This window comes from Paraburkholderia sp. HD33-4 (assembly GCF_021390635.1).
GTDB lineage: Bacteria > Pseudomonadota > Gammaproteobacteria > Burkholderiales > Burkholderiaceae > Paraburkholderia.
The window spans coordinates 1,302,211-1,320,696 of the sequence record NZ_JAJEJS010000001.1 but is presented as its reverse complement, the minus strand read 5'-3'; the positions used below and the strand labels follow the sequence as shown (position 1 = coordinate 1,320,696).

At 63.4% G+C, this 18,486-nt stretch carries 20 protein-coding genes; 6 read left to right on the top strand and 14 right to left on the bottom strand.

The window, feature by feature from the left end:
* Window positions 1–57: 57 nt before the first annotated feature.
* The 3 genes from prfB (at window position 58) to L0U84_RS05830 (ending at window position 3,941) form a co-directional block, all read left to right on the top strand.
* A protein-coding gene (gene prfB, locus L0U84_RS05840; RefSeq protein ID WP_233848436.1) for a peptide chain release factor 2 occupies window positions 58–1,162 on the top strand; the annotation gives its coding sequence in 2 pieces (ribosomal slippage) (window positions 58–138 and window positions 140–1,162; 1,104 coding nt in all).
* A gap of 163 nt (window positions 1,163–1,325) precedes the next feature.
* Window positions 1,326–2,867 (top strand): lysine--tRNA ligase, encoded by a 1,542-nt coding sequence (gene lysS, locus L0U84_RS05835; protein WP_233848434.1) that lies wholly within the window; start codon window positions 1,326–1,328, stop codon window positions 2,865–2,867.
* A 324-nt stretch (window positions 2,868–3,191) separates the two neighbouring features.
* Window positions 3,192–3,941, top strand: coding sequence for a glycine zipper 2TM domain-containing protein (locus L0U84_RS05830; protein WP_233848431.1), 750 nt, complete (start codon window positions 3,192–3,194; stop codon window positions 3,939–3,941).
* Window positions 3,942–4,044: 103 nt separating this feature from the next.
* On the opposite strand, the gene iscX is transcribed toward L0U84_RS05830, so the two are convergent.
* The 10 genes from iscX to L0U84_RS05780 all read right to left on the bottom strand — a co-directional run bounded on the left by iscX (window position 4,045) and on the right by L0U84_RS05780 (window position 11,365).
* Complete coding sequence (gene iscX / locus L0U84_RS05825; RefSeq protein ID WP_013588918.1) at window positions 4,045–4,242, bottom strand: Fe-S cluster assembly protein IscX; 198 nt, start codon at window positions 4,240–4,242, stop codon at window positions 4,045–4,047.
* Between the two features lie 15 nt (window positions 4,243–4,257).
* Window positions 4,258–4,599, bottom strand: coding sequence for an ISC system 2Fe-2S type ferredoxin (gene fdx, locus L0U84_RS05820; protein WP_129959364.1), 342 nt, complete (start codon window positions 4,597–4,599; stop codon window positions 4,258–4,260).
* 220 nt (window positions 4,600–4,819) lie between these two features.
* A complete protein-coding gene (gene hscA, locus L0U84_RS05815) occupies window positions 4,820–6,691 on the bottom strand; it encodes a Fe-S protein assembly chaperone HscA (RefSeq protein ID WP_233848430.1) in 1,872 nt (623 codons plus the stop codon).
* 181 nt (window positions 6,692–6,872) lie between these two features.
* Complete coding sequence (gene hscB / locus L0U84_RS05810) at window positions 6,873–7,400, bottom strand: Fe-S protein assembly co-chaperone HscB (RefSeq protein WP_233848429.1); 528 nt, start codon at window positions 7,398–7,400, stop codon at window positions 6,873–6,875.
* Window positions 7,401–7,538: 138 nt separating this feature from the next.
* Window positions 7,539–7,862 (bottom strand): iron-sulfur cluster assembly protein IscA, encoded by a 324-nt coding sequence (iscA, locus tag L0U84_RS05805; protein WP_085480611.1) that lies wholly within the window; start codon window positions 7,860–7,862, stop codon window positions 7,539–7,541.
* A gap of 78 nt (window positions 7,863–7,940) precedes the next feature.
* Window positions 7,941–8,354, bottom strand: coding sequence for a Fe-S cluster assembly scaffold IscU (gene iscU, locus L0U84_RS05800; RefSeq protein WP_233848428.1), 414 nt, complete (start codon window positions 8,352–8,354; stop codon window positions 7,941–7,943).
* Window positions 8,355–8,426: 72 nt separating this feature from the next.
* Window positions 8,427–9,650: an IscS subfamily cysteine desulfurase gene (locus tag L0U84_RS05795; RefSeq protein ID WP_233848426.1), complete on the bottom strand. Its 1,224-nt coding sequence runs from the start codon at window positions 9,648–9,650 to the stop codon at window positions 8,427–8,429.
* Window positions 9,651–9,733: 83 nt separating this feature from the next.
* Complete coding sequence (gene iscR, locus L0U84_RS05790) at window positions 9,734–10,264, bottom strand: Fe-S cluster assembly transcriptional regulator IscR (RefSeq protein WP_233848425.1); 531 nt, start codon at window positions 10,262–10,264, stop codon at window positions 9,734–9,736.
* 208 nt (window positions 10,265–10,472) lie between these two features.
* Window positions 10,473–10,970: a low molecular weight protein-tyrosine-phosphatase gene (locus L0U84_RS05785; RefSeq protein WP_233848422.1), complete on the bottom strand. Its 498-nt coding sequence runs from the start codon at window positions 10,968–10,970 to the stop codon at window positions 10,473–10,475.
* 155 nt (window positions 10,971–11,125) lie between these two features.
* A complete protein-coding gene (locus L0U84_RS05780; RefSeq protein WP_233848421.1) occupies window positions 11,126–11,365 on the bottom strand; it encodes a hypothetical protein in 240 nt (79 codons plus the stop codon).
* Between the two features lie 276 nt (window positions 11,366–11,641).
* Here L0U84_RS05780 and L0U84_RS05775 point away from each other — a divergent pair, with 276 nt between their 5' ends.
* Window positions 11,642–12,178: a hypothetical protein gene (locus tag L0U84_RS05775; RefSeq protein ID WP_233848420.1), complete on the top strand. Its 537-nt coding sequence runs from the start codon at window positions 11,642–11,644 to the stop codon at window positions 12,176–12,178.
* 98 nt (window positions 12,179–12,276) lie between these two features.
* On the opposite strand, the gene L0U84_RS05770 is transcribed toward L0U84_RS05775, so the two are convergent.
* Together L0U84_RS05770 and L0U84_RS05765 are read right to left on the bottom strand one after the other, a co-directional pair.
* Window positions 12,277–13,692 (bottom strand): lactate utilization protein B, encoded by a 1,416-nt coding sequence (locus L0U84_RS05770; RefSeq protein WP_233848418.1) that lies wholly within the window; start codon window positions 13,690–13,692, stop codon window positions 12,277–12,279.
* 112 nt (window positions 13,693–13,804) lie between these two features.
* Window positions 13,805–14,527, bottom strand: a complete 723-nt coding sequence (locus L0U84_RS05765; protein WP_233848417.1) for a (Fe-S)-binding protein — start codon at window positions 14,525–14,527, stop codon at window positions 13,805–13,807.
* Between the two features lie 180 nt (window positions 14,528–14,707).
* On the opposite strand from L0U84_RS05765, the gene L0U84_RS05760 reads away from it, so the two are divergent.
* Window positions 14,708–15,541, top strand: coding sequence for an IclR family transcriptional regulator (locus L0U84_RS05760; protein ID WP_233848416.1), 834 nt, complete (start codon window positions 14,708–14,710; stop codon window positions 15,539–15,541).
* Window positions 15,542–15,691: 150 nt separating this feature from the next.
* On the opposite strand, the gene pbpG is transcribed toward L0U84_RS05760, so the two are convergent.
* Window positions 15,692–16,882 carry a D-alanyl-D-alanine endopeptidase gene (gene pbpG, locus L0U84_RS05755; protein WP_233848415.1) on the bottom strand — a complete coding sequence of 397 codons (1,191 nt, stop codon included), beginning with the start codon at window positions 16,880–16,882 and terminating at the stop codon, window positions 15,692–15,694.
* Between the two features lie 781 nt (window positions 16,883–17,663).
* On the opposite strand from pbpG, the gene L0U84_RS05750 reads away from it, so the two are divergent.
* Window positions 17,664–18,239: a phasin family protein gene (locus tag L0U84_RS05750; RefSeq protein WP_013089827.1), complete on the top strand. Its 576-nt coding sequence runs from the start codon at window positions 17,664–17,666 to the stop codon at window positions 18,237–18,239.
* A 3-nt stretch (window positions 18,240–18,242) separates the two neighbouring features.
* On the opposite strand, the gene L0U84_RS05745 is transcribed toward L0U84_RS05750, so the two are convergent.
* Window positions 18,243–18,476, bottom strand: a complete 234-nt coding sequence (locus L0U84_RS05745) for a hypothetical protein (protein ID WP_233848414.1) — start codon at window positions 18,474–18,476, stop codon at window positions 18,243–18,245.
* Window positions 18,477–18,486 lie beyond the last annotated feature (10 nt).

Sequence of the window (18,486 nt, the reverse complement as noted above, 5' to 3'; positions counted from 1 at the left end):
CGCGGCATGCCGATCGGCTATAATTTCTCCCTTTTCACGAAGCAATAGAAGATCGACATGGAAGCGGAACGTCTCAACGCGATCGAAGCCTCTCTGGCCGACCTGCGCAAGCGCGCGGACGACCTACGGGGGTATCTTTGACTACGACGACAAAGCACTGCGTCTAATCGAAGTCAACCGGGAACTCGAAGACCCGGACGTCTGGAACGACTCGAAGCACGCCCAGGCACTCGGTAAGGAAAAAAAGCTGCTCGACGACACGGTCGGCAAGCTTACGTCGCTCACGAATGACGTGAACGACGCGCAAGACCTGTTCGACATGGCGCGCGAAGAAGCCGACGACGAGACGTTGCTCGCCTGCGAAGCCGATGCCCAGGCCATCGAAGTGCGCGTCGCCGACATGGAATTCCGCCGGATGTTCGCGAACCCGGCCGACCCGAACAACGCCTTTCTCGACATCCAGGCCGGCGCCGGCGGCACCGAAGCGTGCGACTGGGCGTCGATGCTGCTGCGTCAGTATCTGCGTTATTGCGAGCGCAAGGGCTTCAAGACCGAAGTGCTCGAGCAGACCGAAGGCGACGTCGCCGGCATCAAGAACGCGACGATCAAGATCGAAGGCGAATACGCGTACGGCTTCCTGCGCACCGAAACCGGCGTGCACCGCCTCGTGCGCAAGTCGCCGTTCGACTCGTCGGGCGGACGTCACACGTCGTTCTCGTCGGTGTTCGTGTACCCGGAAATCGACGACTCGATCGAAGTCGAAATCAACCCGGCCGATCTGCGCATCGACACGTACCGTGCTTCGGGCGCGGGCGGTCAGCACATCAACAAGACCGACTCCGCGGTGCGTATCACGCACATGCCGTCGGGCATCGTCGTGCAGTGCCAGAACGACCGCTCGCAGCACCGTAACCGCGCCGAAGCAATGGCGATGCTGAAATCGCGCCTGTACGAAGCGGAAATCCGCAAGCGTCAGGCCGAGCAGGACAAGCTCGAAGCCGGCAAGACCGATGTGGGTTGGGGTCATCAGATCCGCTCGTACGTGCTCGACAACAGCCGGATCAAGGATCTGCGCACCAACGTCGAAATCAGCAACACGAAGAGCGTGCTCGACGGCGATCTCGATCCGTTCATCAGCGAAAGCCTGAAACAGGGCGTCTAAGCGCGCACGGCGCGGCTCCGTTCACCGAGCGGGACCGCGCTTCGCTGGCTGCTGTTTCCACGTTGTTTCCGCGCCGTTTTTCCAGTACCGCCTGAGGTTTTTACACTGACTGGCTTCCCGCCCATGGAGCACTCCGCGGCGGGCCACCGAATACCAAATCATCATGACCGAACCGACCCAGCCGAATGCGGCCCAGCCGACTGTCGTGCCCGAAGTGGACGACAACAAGATCATCGCCGAGCGCCGCGAAAAGCTGCGCGAGTTGCGTGAGCAAGGCGTCGCCTATCCGAACGATTTCCGTCCCACGCATCACGCCGAAGATCTGCAGGCGCAATACGAGCACACCGACAAGGAAGCGCTCGAAGCGAATCCGCTCGAAGTCGCGATCGCCGGCCGCATGATGCTGAAACGCGTGATGGGCAAGGCGAGCTTCGCGACCGTGCGCGACGGCTCGGGTCAGATCCAGTTCTTCATCACGCCGGCCGACGTCGGTCAGGAAACCTACGACGCGTTCAAGAAGTGGGACATGGGCGACATCGTCGCCGCGCGCGGCGTGCTGTTCCGCACCAACAAGGGCGAGCTGTCGGTGCGCTGCACGGAGCTGCGCCTGCTGTCGAAGTCGCTGCGTCCGCTGCCCGACAAGTTCCATGGTCTCGCCGACCAGGAAATGAAGTACCGCCAGCGCTACGTCGATCTGATCGTCACGCCGGAGACGCGCCGCACGTTCGTCGCGCGTACGAAGGCGATTGCGTCGGTTCGCAATTTCATGGCCAAGGCCGACTTCATGGAAGTCGAAACGCCGATGCTGCACCCGATTCCGGGCGGCGCGGCGGCCAAGCCGTTCTCGACGCACCACAACGCGCTCGACATGCAGATGTTCCTGCGCATCGCGCCGGAGCTGTATCTGAAGCGTCTGGTGGTGGGCGGCTTCGAACGCGTGTTCGAGATCAATCGTAACTTCCGCAACGAGGGCGTGTCCGTGCGCCACAACCCGGAATTCACGATGATCGAGTTCTACGCCGCCTACACCGACTACAAGTGGCTGATGGACTTCACCGAGCAACTGATTCGCCAGGCTGCGATCGATGCGCTCGGCACGGCCACCATCAGTTATCAGGGTCGCGAGCTCGATCTGTCGAAGCCGTTCCATCGGCTCACGATCACGCAGGCGATCCAGAAGTACGCGCCGCAATACACGAACGAGCAGCTCGCCGACGGCACGTTCCTGCGCGCCGAGCTGAAGAAGTTCGGCGTCGATGCGTCGCAGCCGCAGTTCCTGAACGCGGGCGTCGGCTCGCTGCAACTGGCGCTGTTCGAAGAGACCGCCGAGTCGCAACTGTGGGAGCCGACCTACATCATCGACTACCCGATCGAGGTGTCGCCGCTCGCGCGTGCGTCGGACCAGGTGGCGGGCATCACCGAGCGTTTCGAGCTGTTCATCACGGGCCGCGAAATCGCCAACGGTTTCTCGGAGCTGAACGATCCGGAAGATCAGGCCGCCCGCTTCAAAAAGCAGGTCGACCAGAAAGACGCCGGTGACGAGGAAGCGATGTTCTACGACGCGGACTACATCCGTGCGCTCGAATACGGCATGCCGCCGGCGGGCGGCTGCGGTATCGGCATCGACCGTCTGGTGATGATGCTGACCGATAGCCCGAGCATTCGCGACGTTATTCTGTTCCCGCATCTGCGTCGCGAGGATTGAGCGGCGCTGAACGCGCAATGAAAAAGTCGTGAAGAACGCCCGGTTGACGCCGGGCGTTTTCTTATGTGCTCGTTCTCGCCCTGCGGGACCGTTTTCTGCTTCTGATCGTTTGTAACCAGCGGTAAAAGCTGCACGATTGCGCGCAAGTCTCCGTGGTCGCGATCGTCTTGAAAGCTTGCCGATACTACGGCGCGCCACGTAAAGGCCGCCGACCAACACTGCAGAACGTCACCGCGCCGGTTACAAATAGAAACGCTGCCCGGATCGATTTGCCCGACACTCAGTCTCACGAGAAGTCGGCTCTGTCAGAAACGGAGGCCACACATGGACACCCCTACTCATCAACCCGCCCAGCAACGTCGTCTTCATCCGTTGATCGCGGTCGCCGCCGGCGCCGTGCTCGTCGCGAGTCTCGTCGCCACCGCGGCGATCACCGGCGTGTTCCCGAAGGCGTCGGGCAACGGCGCACAGAACGATCAGACGCAAGCCGCGCAAGTCGGCACGCAACCGCCGGGCGTCGTCGATTCGGCCGCGCCGGTCAATCCGGCGGCGCAACAGCAGCAGGTTCAGGTTCAGCAAACCGCGCCGGCCGCTCCAGCCGCGGTTCCCGCTCCGGTGCAGCAACAGCAATACGCGCAGCAACAGCAGGCGCAGGCCGCGCCGCAGTCGCAGTACGCGCAACCACCCGAGCCGCAAGCGGCGCCGCAGTATGCGCAGCAGCCCGCGCCGCAAGGCGCTTACTGCTCGACTTGCGGCACCGTCGCGGCGATCTCGGCGGTTCGGCATGAAGGACACGGCACGGGCATTGGCGCGGTCGGCGGCGCGGTGGCCGGTGGCGTGGTCGGTAACCAGTTCGGGGCCGGCGGCGGCCGTACCGCGATGACGCTGCTCGGCGCGCTCGGCGGCGGGCTCGCCGGCAACTCGGTCGAAAAACATCTACGCAGCACGACGTCGTATTCGGTGCGCGTGCACATGGAAGACGGCAAGACACGCTACTTCACCTATCAAGCGGCGCCACCGTTCCACGATGGCGAGCGCGTCCGCGTCCAGAACGGCACCCTCGTCGCCGACTAGGCTCGACGCTCTGCGTTTTCCGCCGCGGCAATGAAAAAAGGCGATTCCGATGGAATCGCCTTTCCTTTTCTTTGGAGTTCGGCGCGCAAGCGCCAACAGACACTCAATAATCCGCGTCTTCGATCCACGCCGCCTGAATCGCTTCGAGAATCTTTTCGTTCGAACGGTTCGGATCGTCGTCGAAGCCTTCGAGCTCGGTCACCCAGCGATGCAGGTCGGTGAAACGCACCTGCTGCGGATCGACGTCCTGATGCTTGTCCGTCAGAGCCATCGCGATGTCCTGCGTATCGGTCCACTTCATGGCGGCGCCCTCCTGTTAGTGGTTTTCCTTCGCGTGATTGATCGAGTAACGCGGAATTTCTACTACCAGATCCTGCTCGTCCGGCATGATCGCCTGACACGACAGGCGCGACGCCGGTTCGAGCCCCCACGCCTTGTCCAGCAGATCGTCCTCGTCTTCCTCGGACGGCGTCAAGGCGGCGAAACCCTCACGCACGATCACGTGACAGGTCGTGCACGCGCACGACTTCTCGCACGCATGCTCGATTTCGATACCGTGTTCGAGCAGGTTGTCGCAGATGCTCTTGCCGGGAACGGCGTCGATCACCGCGCCTTCCGGGCACAGTTCGACGTGAGGCAGCACAACGATTTGAGGCATACAGTTTCCGTTTGGGTCTGAGGCACGGCGGCTGCCAGCAATGCCGCGTGCAGGCTCCGTACCATTTTACTGGCGCCGCGCGGACTTTTTAAGTCTACGCGGCGCGCTCCGGTGGTTCGAGGGATGTTCGCCGTTCGTCCGTTGACCAGGCGGGCGCGTAGACCGTTCGCTCACGCGACGCGCGTGCCGCGTGCGCGCGGCCTTCGCGATGTTCGCCCGTTCAGATCTCGTCGAGCTTGCGGCCCGACAGCGCGCGGCGAATTCCCTTGTTCATGCGGCGCGCGGCGAATTCGTCGGTGCCTTCGGCGAGCGCCTTCGTCGCAGCTTCGATCGCGCCGACGTCCTCGCCCGGCGCGACGTTGCGCAATGCCGCGAGCAGCGCGTCGAGTTCGGCGCGTTCGCTGTCGCCGAGCAACTCGGCGTCGGCGGCAAGCGCCGCGTCGGTCGCTTCGGCCAGACGCTGCGCTTCGACCTGCGCCTCGCGCAGGGCGCGCGCCCGCATGTCGATTTCAGCGGTCGAAAAACTGTCTTCGAGCATGCGCGCGATGTCGTCGTCGGCGAGGCCATACGAAGGCTTCACGACGACCGATGCCTCCACGCCCGACGCGAGCTCGCGTGCGAATACGGACAGCAGGCCGTCAGCGTCGACCTGATAGGTCACGCGAATGCGTGCGGCGCCGGCGGCCATCGGCGGGATGCCGCGCAGCTCGAAGCGCGCGAGCGAACGGCAATCGCTGACGAGCTCGCGCTCGCCTTGCACGACGTGAATCGCCATCGCGGTCTGGCCGTCCTTGAAGGTCGTGAAATCCTGCGCGCGCGCGACCGGAATGGTCGAGTTACGCGGAATGATCTTCTCGGTGAGACCACCCATCGTCTCGACGCCGAGCGACAACGGAATCACGTCGAGCAGCAGCCACTCGTCGCCTTCCGCGCCGCGGTTGCCGGCCAGCAGATCGGCCTGAATCGCAGCGCCGAGCGCGACGACCTGGTCCGGATCGAGATTGACGAGCGGCGGCTGGCCGAAGAACGCCTCGACCGCGCGGCGGATCACCGGCATGCGCGTTGCGCCGCCGACCAGCACGACGCCCTTGATCTCCTTCGTGGTGACCTTCGCGTCTCGCAGCGCCTTTTTCGTCGGGCCCAGCGTGCGCTGCACCAGCGCGGCCGTGATGGTCTCGAACATGGCTTCGTCGATCGTCAGATCGAGCGCGGTGCCGTTGGCAAGCGTGAGCTTGAGGGTAGCCTGCGGCGCGCTCGACAATGCCTCCTTGGCCTCGCGCACGCCATCGAGCAGCAGACGCACATCGTGCGGCGCGAGCGTCCGCGGCGCGATGCCGGCCTGTTCGAGCACGTGGCGGTACAGCGCATGGTCGAAGTCGTCACCACCTAGCGCGGAATCGCCGCCGGCCGCGAGTACCTCGAATACGCCCTTGGTGAGCTTCAGGATCGACAGGTCGAAGGTGCCGCCGCCGAGGTCGTAGACCGCGTACAGACCTTCGGCGCCGTTGTCGAGACCGTAGGCGATCGCGGCCGCGGTCGGCTCGTTGAGCAGACGCAGCACGTTCAGGCCCGCGAGGCGCGCGGCGTCCTTGGTCGCCTGGCGCTGCGCTTCGTCGAAGTAAGCGGGCACCGTGATCACCGCGCCGACCAGCTCGTCGCCGAGCGTGTCTTCGGCGCGCTGGCGCAGCGTTGCGAGAATTTCAGCCGATACCTCGACCGGGCTTTTCACGCCGTCGACGGTGCGAATCTGCACCATGCCGGGCGCGTCGACGAAATCGTACGGCGCGTTTTCGGCGCCCTCCACCTCGGCCTTGCCGCGGCCCATGAAGCGCTTGACCGACACGATCGTGTTGCGCGGGTCGCTCGCGGCCTCGGCCTTCGCCCGGCGGCCGATGCGACGGCCGCCCTGCTCCAGGTAACGCACCACCGACGGCAACAGCACGTGCCCGTCTTCGTCGGGCAGCACGTCGGGCAGGCCGCTGCGCACGGCGGCGACGAGGGAGTTGGTGGTGCCGAGATCGATACCGACCGCCAGACGCCGCTGGTGAGGCGCCGGCGCCATGCCGGGTTCGGAGATTTGCAGTAAGGCCATCTGGATCTTCTCGGGGACGTTGTGCCCCGTCCTGAATATTCGCGTTGCTGGGGGTGATGCCGCGGCGCGCGGCCGCTCTGGTTTTTGTTCGTCGCTTGCTACGTTGCTGCCTACCGTTGCTGCTTCGGCGCGTTGGTACTTGCCGGCCCCGCGCTTGTTGCGCGGGTCGCCCAAGACTGCGCTAGCCTTCGAGCCGCTCGATCTGCGCGTCGATTTCCGACGCGACGCGCTCGATGAACATCAGCTGCCGCACCGCATCGCCCGCCGCCTGATTCGCGCCGCTATCGAGCGATGCGCCGAGCTTGTCGAAGCGCTGACGTTCTTCGTCGCGCAACTCGACGAGCAACGCGTCGAGCGCGTCGACGTTCTTCGCCGCCGCCGCGTCCTCGATGTTCTCGCGCCACTCCATCTGCTGCATCAGGAACGCGGGCTCCATCGCCGTGTTGTTCTCCACGCCGACGTTGATCCCGCGCAACGACAGCAGATAGGTTGCGCGCTTGAGCGGATCGCGCAGCGTCTGATACGCCTCGTTCGCGCGCGTCGCCCATTGCATCGCGATACGCTTTTGCGCGTCGCCGGCCGCCGCGAAGCGATCCGGGTGCACCTGCGCCTGCACGGTGCGGTACGCGTGATCGAGCGTGCCCGCGTCGAGCGCGAATTGCGCCGGCAGACCAAACAGATCGAAGTGGCTATCGTTCAGCGAGGCCATCGAATTAAAGTCCGTTGATGAAAACGTGGTGTGGGAACGTTGGGCCGTGTCAGGAGTGAGCGCTTCAGTCGAGCGCGGATCAAACTAAAAAGGCGGCCCGCGCCGCCTTTGATCCGCCGCACGCGGAAAGTATCGAACCTAGACGCGGAACGACTCGCCGCAACCGCATTCGTCTTTCACGTTCGGGTTGTTGAACTTGAACCCTTCGTTCAACCCTTCGCGCGCGAAGTCGAGCTCCGTGCCGTCGATATACGCGAGACTCTTCGGGTCGACGACGACCTTCACGCCGCTCGTCTCGAACACCTGATCTTCCGGTGCGACTTCGTCCACGTACTCGAGCTTGTAGGCGAGGCCCGAGCAACCAGTGGTGCGCACGCCGACGCGCAACCCGATGCCTTTACCGCGGCGGGTCAGATACTTCTGGACGTGCTGTGCTGCCTTTTCGGTCAACGTAATTGCCATAACGTTTCTCAGTTGCCAGCGTGCGCGGCGCGCGTGTTCGCGCCGCGCTCACCGGTTGCTTGCTTCTTACCCTGTTGCTCAGGCGGCGTTGCCGTCTTCGGCAACCGCTGCTTCGCCGTGGCGCTGCTTGTAGTCGGCGACCGCTGCCTTGATCGCGTCTTCCGCCAGAATCGAGCAGTGGATCTTCACCGGCGGCAATGCCAGTTCTTCGGCGATCTGGGTGTTCTTGATCGACATCGCCTGGTCGAGCGTCTTGCCCTTCACCCATTCGGTGACGAGCGAGCTCGATGCGATGGCCGAGCCGCAGCCGTACGTCTTGAACTTCGCGTCTTCGATGATGCCGTCCGCGCCAACGCGGATCTGCAGCTTCATCACGTCGCCGCAGGCCGGCGCGCCGACCATGCCGGTACCGACCGCGTCGTCGTCCTTCGAGAAGGAACCGACGTTGCGCGGGTTTTCGTAGTGGTCGAGGACCTTGTCGCTATAAGCCATGATTACACTCCTTGATTCGTTTCAACCTGCAATCCGATGAACGTTCGATGTCCGCTTGGTCCAGCCGGCGCGTCAGTGCGCGGCCCACTGGATGGTCGACAGATCGATCCCGTCCTTGTGCATTTCCCACAGCGGCGACAGATCGCGCAGCTTGGAAATCTTCGTCTTCAGCAGGTTGATCACGTAATCGACTTCCTGCTCGGTCGTGAAGCGTCCCACCGTGAAGCGGATCGAGCTGTGCGCCAGTTCGTCGTTGCGGCCAAGCGCGCGCAGCACGTATGACGGCTCCAGCGATGCCGACGTGCACGCGGAGCCCGACGACACCGCGACGTCCTTCACCGCCATGATCAGCGATTCGCCTTCCACGAAATTGAAGCTGATGTTCAGGTTGTGCGGCACACGCTTTTCCATGTCGCCGTTCACATACACTTCCTCGATTTCCGACAGGCCTTTCAGCAGCCGGTCACGCAGCATGCGGATGCGCTCGTTTTCGGTCGCCATCTCCTCGCGCGCGATACGGAACGCTTCGCCCATGCCGACGATCTGGTGCGTGGCCAGCGTGCCCGAACGCATGCCGCGCTCGTGACCGCCGCCGTGCATCTGCGCCTCGATACGGATACGCGGCTTGCGGCGCACGTACAGCGCGCCGATGCCCTTCGGGCCATAGGTCTTGTGCGCCGAGAACGACATCAGGTCGACCTTCAGCTTCTGCAGATCGATCTGGATCTTGCCGGTGGCCTGCGCCGCGTCGACGTGGAAAATGATGCCCTTTTCACGCGTGATCTCGCCGATCGCCTCGACATCCTGAATGACGCCGATCTCGTTGTTGACCGACATCACCGACACCAGAATCGTGTCCGGACGCAGTGCCGCCTTGAACGCGTCGAGGTCGATCAGACCATCGTCCCTGACGTCCAGATAAGTGACTTCGAAGCCTTCGCGCTCGAGCTCGCGGCAGGTGTCCAGCACCGCCTTGTGCTCGGTCTTCACGGTGATGATGTGCTTGCCCTTGCTCTTGTAGAAATGCGCGGCACCTTTCAGAGCGAGGTTGTCCGACTCCGTTGCACCCGAGGTCCAGATGATTTCGCGCGGATCGGCGTTCACGAGCGCGGCGACCTGCTCGCGCGCTTCCTCGACCGCGCGCTCGGCGGTCCAGCCATAGGCGTGGCTACGCGACGCAGGGTTGCCGAACTGCTCGCGCAGATACGGAATCATCTTGTCCACCACACGCGGATCGATCGGCGTCGTGGCGCTGTAGTCCATGTAGATGGGCAGATGGAGAGAGTCGTTGTTCATCAATTGCTCCGGGGACGTCATGTGCTCTGGCTTCTGGGTTCGATCTGGGGCTTCGGCGAAGGGTTTCTATTGCGTGCCGCGCTTCACGAACCGGCCATGTTGAATACGGAATTGGGGCCTTTCGGCGCCACGCGGACGGGTTCGACCGCCGGCGCGTCGTTGCGCCTGTCGCGCAGCACCGCCGGCGCGCCTTCGCGCGAGCGCTGCTGATCGACCAGATCCTTGAGCGAAACCGAATCGAGGTATTCGACCATTTTCTGGTTCAGCGTCGACCACAGCTCATGGGTCATGCAGTGGCCGTCGTGCTGCTTGGTACCTTCGCACGTGCCCTTGCCGCCGCACTGGGTTGCGTCGAGCGGTTCGTCGACCGCGATGATGATGTCGGCCACCGTCACCTCTTCGGCACGGCGCGCGAGATTGTAGCCACCGCCCGGTCCGCGCACGGACTCGACGATTTCATGACGACGCAGCTTGCCAAACAGCTGCTCGAGATACGACAGGGAGATGTGTTGGCGCTGGCTGATACCCGCAAGCGTCACCGGGCCCTGCTCCTGGCGCAGCGCCAGGTCGATCATCGCCGTGACGGCGAAACGGCCTTTCGTGGTGAGTCTCATATGATGTGGGAACCGCAATTCTCGACAAGTTTTGTCAAGTATAAATACATGAGCGATTTAGTCAAGTATGGGCGGTAAATTTTGTGTCATTCGCTTAATTGATCGGCATACTGCGGCGCCCCGCCTGCGTCGTGGCGCCTACGGGATGGGCCTCGTTCCGCCCAGGGTACGTCGCCCACGCAGCTCGCCTGCCTTCGTCGCCCGATCTCTACACGAGCAACTGCGGACGCAGCGCGGCAATCAGCCCACGGCAGGCGGCTTCGCACTGATCGAGCACCAACTCGAAGCCTTCTGCGCCGCCGAAATACGGATCGACGACCTCACGCGCGCCGCTCCAGCGGCCATCCGACTCCGGCACGAACTCCATGAGCAGACGGATCTTGTCACGCTGCGCGGGCGGGCACAGTTGGCGCAACGCGGCGACGTTGCGGTCGTCCATTGCGATCAGTAGATCGAAGCGCTCAAAGTCTGCGACCGTGACCTGGCGGCCGCGCAGCGCATCGAGCGCATAGCCGCGCTGACGTGCCGCGAGTTGCGCACGTTCGTCGGGCGCCGCGCCGATATGCCAATCGCCGGTACCGGCCGAATCGATCAGAATGCGGTCCGCGAGCCGCGCCTCGTCGACCAGATGACGCATCACGCCTTCCGCCGTCGGTGAACGGCAGATATTGCCGAGGCAAACGAAACAGACGGAAACAGTTTTCATCAGGAATTCTTCGACGCATGAGGCGCCGCGCGTGGGGTCGGCAGACAGTCAGCGGACTGCGCCGCGATTATACAAAGCTCGACGGATTCGCGCCGGCCGTGCCACAGCCGCGCGAGCGCACCGGGGCTCGCACCGACGCCGCCCGTCGCGCCTGCTTACGACGCCTCGGTAACCGGCGCCGCGGTGGCGGCGCGCATCGGCTTGGCCGGCAACGCCGACGCGCTGTCGATCATGCCGTACGACACCGCGCGTGCGAGTTCGGCGGTCAGATGATTGGCGTCGAGCGGCATCTGCGAAGCGCGCGACGCGGTTTGGCCGTTGACGTGCAGATAGGCGAGCACCGCGAGCGGTACAACGATGGCCAGAGGCCAGTACACCGATATTGTCTTTTTCATGATGTGTTTTCCAATTAGGGGCGCATGAGCTCGCGGCGCACTATGCCCAGCCGAAATGCTATAGGAATTCACAATCAGGAAAAACCCGCCCGAGCGAGATAGTTCGTTGCTCGAAATGGAACAGTGAATTGACTGCGCCTTCGGGAGCGATAGCAGAATCGCTGGCACGAAAAAGAAAAGCTTACAAACACATACAAAGCCGCCGCGACGGACGGCGATAATGATGGTCTTATTCTTACACCTATATTTCTTTGCACTTGCAAACGGCCCCAAAAGATGAAACGCATTACATCTCTCGCTGGCCTCGTGGCCGCCGCTCTGCTCGGCGGCTGCGCGGTCTATCCGGACGGCACGCCGATGTACGGCAACGGCTACGGCGCCTATAGCGGCTACGACGGTTATGACGGTTCCGCGTACGCGCCGGGCGCCGCGGTCGTGCCGCAAACCAATGTTTACCTCGGCTACAGCGATTACGGTCCGGGCCGCTACTACGGCCCCGCGCCGGGCCCCGGCTATCGCGGCTATCCGGATCGCGGCCATCCAAACGACAACGACTGGCACCACGGCGACAACGGCGACCACGGCAACGGCCATGGCAACAACGCAGGCGGCCCTGGACAACCGCACGGCGGCCCGCCGCCGCAGGGCGCCGCGGGCGGTCCGCGCGGCCCTGGCGGCGACAGTGGCGGCCCGCACCCCGGCGCAGGCGGCCCGCCGCCGGCGCAGCCGCAAGCCGGCAACGGCGGCTGGCGTGGCAACGACGGGGCGAGAAATCCATCCGCGCGTCAGCCTGGCCAGATGACTGAACATTGAGGTCGGAGCGGCGCCGAACTATCCCGCCTGCTTCTTCACGCACCCCGAAGGCTGCGCGAGCGGCGCGCAGCCTTCAAATCCTTTCCAATGCCGCCCGCTCAGCCAAGATGGCTGCGCTGCGCGGCATACAACTCCCGGAACGTACGGCCCACCGGCGCCGGCATGTCGCGCGTAGCGGTCCAACCCGCGCCGCCGAGCGGCAGTTTGGCGATCGACCGGTCGCGGCCACCCATGCGCTCCAGCACGCGCACGGCGAGTTTGGTAAAGAGCGCATAGGCATCGGGATGCAGCGCGAGCCAGCCCCACAGCGCCAACCCGGCGCGCTCCTTCCAAGGCCGCAGGTGTCGCTCCGTCTGCTTTTCGCGCAGCTTACGAAGCAGATCGGACAGCGGGATACCGACTGGGCACACACTATTGCACTCGCCGCACAACGTCGCCGCTTGCGGCAGATCGAGCGCCTTGTCGATGCCGACATAGCTCGGCGTCAGCACCGACCCCATCGGTCCCGGATAGACCCAGCCATACGCGTGGCCGCCGACCTTCTGATACACCGGGCAATGGTTCATGCACGCGCCGCAGCGGATGCAGCGCAGCATCTCCTGAAAGTCGCCGCCGAGCAGCCCTGTGCGCCCACCGTCGACGAGCACCACGTACATATGCTCAGGCCCGTCCTGATCGCCCGCGCCACGCGGCCCGGTCAGCATCGAAAAATAGTTCGAGGTGGCCTGGCCCGTTGCCGAACGCGGCAGCAGGCGCATCGCAGTCGCGAGATCCTCGAGCGTCGGCAGCACCTTCTCGATGCCCGTGACGGCGACATGCACGCGCGGCATCACCGTGCACATACCTTCGTTGCCCTCGTTGGTCACGACCGCGACCGAACCCGTTTCCGCGATGATGAAATTGCCGCCCGTCACGCCCATGTCGGCACTCAGAAAATGCGGCCGCAGCATCTCGCGCGCTTCGCGCGTCATGTCGGGAATCTCGGTGAGCCGCGGCCGGCCGTGCGTTTTCGCGAACAGATCGGCGATCTCGTCCTTATCCTTGTGAACGACCGGCGCGATGATGTGGCTCGGCGGCTCGTTGTCGTTGATCTGCAGGATGTATTCGCCGAGATCGGTTTCGATCGACTGCACGCCCATCTGCCCGAGCACCTCGTTCAGGCGCATTTCCTCGGTGACCATCGACTTGGTCTTGATCACCTTCTTCACGTCATGCTTGCGCGCGATGTCACCGACGAGTCGCGCAGCCTCCTGCGTGGTCTCCGCGAACAGCACCGTCACGCCGCGCCGGGTCGCCTCGCGCTCGAAGGTTTCGAGCCATACGTCGAGATTTTCGAGCGCGCGATTGCGGCGCTCCTTGAGCGCCTCACGCGTGGCGGGGAAGTCGATCGCGGTCATCGCGCTCGCGCGCGCCGACACGAACTTCGTGGACAGCTTGGTCAGGTTCTGCTGCAGACGCTGGTCGGCGAGTTTCTGACCGGCGCGAGCCTTGAACAGCATCGATTGGACTTGCATGGCGGCCCTGATGAGATCGGATTGAAACGCGCGCTGCATTCTCGCGCGACGCAATGCGTGACGGACAAAAAGGAACGCGACGCGAACGATGGCCCGAGTTCCCCGCGCGGGACTACACGTCGCCGGCCAGCACCTGCGCGATATGCAGCACGCGCGTCGTCGAGTCGCCGTTGCGGCGCAGCCGCCCCTCGATATTCAACATGCAGCCGAGGTCGCCGAGCACCACCGTACCCGCGCCGCTCGCCGCGATGTTGGCGCACTTTTCGTCGACGATCGCGGTCGAGATATCGCCGTACTTGACCGCGAAGGTGCCGCCGAAGCCGCAGCAATGCTCGCAGCCTTTCATCTCGGTGACCGCGACGCCGACCTGCGCGAGCAGTTCGCGCGGCTGTGCCTTGACGCCCAGTTCGCGCAAGCCCGAACACGAGTCGTGATAAGTCACCTGTCCGGTGAATTCACCCGGTTCCAACTGCACTCTCGCGACGTTGACGAGAAAATCCGTCAGCTCGAACACCTTGCCGCGCAGGCGACCGAAACGGTTCATCAATTCGGGATCGTCGCGGAACAGGTCACCGTAGTGCGCGCGGATCATGCCGCCGCACGAGCCCGACGGCACCACCACGTAGTCGAACTGTTCAAATTCGCGCAGCGTTTTCTCGGCGAGTTCACGCGCGAGCCGGCGGTCTCCGGAGTTATACGCGGGTTGCCCGCAACAGGTTTGCGCGGGCGGCACCACGACCTCGAAACCGGCGCCCTCGATCAGCTTGATGGCCGAAAAACCGATTTCGGGACGCATCAGGTCGATCAGGCACGTGACGAACAATCCGACTCGCATGAGCCCTCCTTTCGGGGAAACGTCCCTGATTATCCGCTGTTTGGCGGTGCAATACCAACGACCGGAAGGCATAGGAAGCACGCCGCGCCGGATTGGAAGCGCGCTTCGAAGCGCGTTCGCTTTTTTCACCATACGGGATACAATCAGTTTTCGCTGTTTGACGCATCCACCGATTCTCATATGAGCGATACCAATCCGGACCCCAAAACTTCGATCCAGGTGATCGAACGCATGATGCGCCTGCTCGACGCACTGGCGTCGCATACCGACCCGGTCAGCCTGAAAGAACTGGCCCTGCGCACGGAGCTGCACCCGTCCACCGCGCACCGCATCCTGAACGATATGGTGATGTGCCGGCTGGTCGACCGTTCGGACCCAGGCACCTACCGCCTCGGCATGCGCCTGCTCGAACTCGGCAATCTCGTCAAGGCGCGCCTGTCGGTGCGCGACGCGGCGCTCACGCCGATGCGCGAACTGCACCGCCAGACCGGCCAAACCGTGAATCTGTCGGTACGTCAGGGCGACGAAATCGTCTATATCGAACGCGCGTATTCGGAGCGCTCGGGCATGCAGGTGGTCCGGGCGATCGGCGGGCGCGCGCCGCTTCATCTGACCTCGGTCGGCAAGCTGTTTCTCGCCGCCGACGAAGCCACCCGCGTGCGCGCCTACGCCACACGCACCGGTCTGTCGGGTCACACGCAGAACAGCATCACCGATCTGGCGAAACTCGAGCGCGAGCTGTCGCACGTGCGCCAGCAGGCCTGCGCGCGCGACAACGAGGAACTGGAGTTGGGCGTGCGCTGCATCGCCGCCGGCATCTACGACGATACGGGCAAACTGGTCGCGGGCCTGTCGCTGTCGGCGCCCGCCGATCGTTTGCAGGATTCGTGGCTCGGACAATTGAGCCAGACCGCGTTGATGATTTCGGAGTCGCTTGGCTACCGGCCGCAACCGCAGCAGGACCATTCGCACGGCTCTCACGGCTCTCACAGTTCCCACGGCCAGCATTCGTAGGTGAGGCAGCGGCCGTCTGGTCGCCGTTGCATCCTTCGCCGCCGTGCCCGCGCCGGCACCAATAAAAAAAGCCTCGCATCCGCGAGGCTTTTTTATTGCCCGATGGCTGCAGCCGGCCTGAATACGATCGGCTGCGGAATCGTTCCGCCTTCAGGTACCCGGACCGCCGGCATCGGCGCTCGTGATGCGCGGCTGGTCGCCGCCGTTGTCGAGCCACGTGCGCAGACGCGTCGCGTCCGCGAAACGCGAGTACTTGCCCGACGAGTCGAGCAGCACCAGAATCATCGGCCGGCCGTGGATGGTCGCCTGCATCACGAGACACTCGCCTGCTTCGTTGATGAAGCCGGTCTTCTGCAGACCGATGTCCCACGTCGGGTTGCGCACCAGCGCGTTCGTGCTGTTGTACGCGAGCGTGCGCTTGCCGGTGTACACCTCGTAGCTGTGATCGGTCGAGAACTTGCGGATCAGCGGGTACTGATACGCCGCGTTGACCATCTTCACGAGATCGCGCGCGCTCGACACGTTCATGCTCGTCAGACCGGTCGGGTTCTCGAAGTGCGTGTCGTTCATGCCGAGCTGCTTCGCCTTCGCGTTCATCGCCGCGAGGAAGGCCGGACGGCCGCCCGGGTAGTAACGCGACAACGCCGCCGCCGCGCGGTTTTCCGACGCCATCAGCGCGATGTGCAGCATGTCCTCGCGCGACAGCACCGAGCCCACCGACAGACGCGAACCCGTGTTCTTCTCGTAGTCGCGGTCTTCGTCGGTGACTTCGATCTGGTCGGTCATCGGCTCTTTCGAATCGAGCACCACCATCGCGGTCATCAGCTTGCTGATCGACGCGATCGGTACCACGGCACGCGAGTTCTTGTCGAACAGCGACTCGCCGCTGTTCTGGTCGATCACGTACGCGACGCTCGAGCGCAGCATCAGCGCGTCCGGGGTCTCGTGCAGACCAAAGGCCTGGCCGACGCTCGGCTGGCGCGGCTCGTACGCCACGCGTCGCATCGCCGAATGGTGCCGGCCGTTCGCCGTGAACGTCACGCGCTTGCGTTTGACGCCGGCGTGCGGCGCATCTTCGTCAGCAGCGACGGCTTTCACGGTCTCGCCCTTGCCGGCTTTCGCCGCACGGCTCGAGACCTTTTCGGTGGCGGCCGGCTGCGCCGGCTTTTTGGCCGCTTTGGCGTGTTTGGAAGTTTTTGCGGTTGCAGCAGACGTGGCTGCAAAAGTGCTGACAGGCGTAGCGAACGCCGCCGCGACGGCCAGCGAGACGGCCACCGACAGAGCGGTGCTGCGCGCCGCGCCGTGGAGCACTTTTAGCGACGAAAACATGTCGGTTTTCATGTGTGTTCGATAGGGAGCGGCGAGAGGTTTCCGCAAGTGTAGTAAAGCAACGAAAAATTAGCAATTTGAAGCACTTATACGCGCTCCTTAAACCGGCTTGTCAGCTCCGATCGCAAAAACGCAAATAAGTGCCGCGCCTCGATCGAAAAAAACGATCGTCGCCAGTAAGCCTCGCCATTGCCGCCGCCCAGCTCAATCGAGCAGATCCTTCCAGGATAACGGCAATTTTGAGACAACCTTGATTCGGGGAAATACTGTCAGAGCAGCGGCGAAACTACTGCGCCGCGCCATGAAGGCGTTGCGAGCGTGCGACAGACTATTAAGTGCCTGACGAAAGTCGCCAACGCGCGTTCGACTGCCATCGCTCTTTAACGTTCCTTGTCACCTTGTGGTTTACATCGAAATCGTGATGATCGGTTTTTGACGGCAGGGATCGCCGTCGAGCAGCCCCGCTGCGGCCCGTATACAGGCTTTGAGGGGGAAAAATCATTTCCCGACCGCGTTGCCGAAGGGTGCTTTATCTCGCACCAGCAAGGTGCATCCACTCGATCGTTCCGCGTCATCTTAATGTCATGCCTACTGCATAAGCTACTGTTTTATCGGCATTTTCTTAACATTGTGCGACGCACAAAAAACGCTTGACATTCTTTGCAGCCATCCTAAAATGGGAACCATTGCTGCGATGCACAATACATCGCGGTCCGGGCAGACGATCAACTTGCGTCTTGCCACCCACCCAATGCGGTCCGCACAGACCGGCCGCGATCCAGGAGCGTAAACCATGACTCTGCTGACCCCTGAGCAATTCGCCGCAGCCCAGAAAGCCAACTTCGAAACCCTGTTCGGCCTGACGACCAAAGCATTTGAAGGCGTCGAAAAGCTGGTTGAGCTGAACCTGCAAGTTGTGAAGTCGACGCTCGCCGAAAGCCAGGAAAATGCCCAACGCGCGCTGTCCGTGAAGGACGCGCAGGAACTGCTGGCACTGCAAGCAAGCCTCGCGCAGCCGGTGGCTGAAAAGGCGCTGTCGTATGGCCGCCACGTGTACGAAATCGTTTCGGCAACGCAGGGTGAATTCACCCGCGTCGCGGAAGCGCAATTCGAAGAGCAAAACCGCAAGGTTCAGGCGCTCGTCGAAAACGTCGCCAAGAACGCGCCGGCTGGTTCGGAAACCGCTGTCGCCGTGATGAAGTCGGCTATCACCGCCGCCAACACCACGTACGAAACGGTCCACAAGGCAACCCGCCAGGCTGTCGAAATCGCCGAAAGCAACTTCAATGCAGCTGCAACGGCCGCTTCGAAGGCAGCTTCGCAAGCCGCTGCGCAAGCATCGCGCGCTGCTGCCAAGAAGGCAGTCTAAGCTTCACGCTTGAACACGCCAGGCTTCACGCCTGGCGTCGACTTTCACGCCGGCCCAGCCTACGCGCTGCGCCGGCGTTATCGTTAGCAACAGCGTCGCGCCGTTGCCGCTCATACGGTTTGATTGGCCGGACGCTCCGATACGTTGCAATGGCGTATCGTTTGCCCGGCCGCCAAGCCGGGATTTTTTTGCCCGCATAGCGGCCGTCGCCAAAACAGAAACGGCGCGCTCCGACATGGAGCGCGCC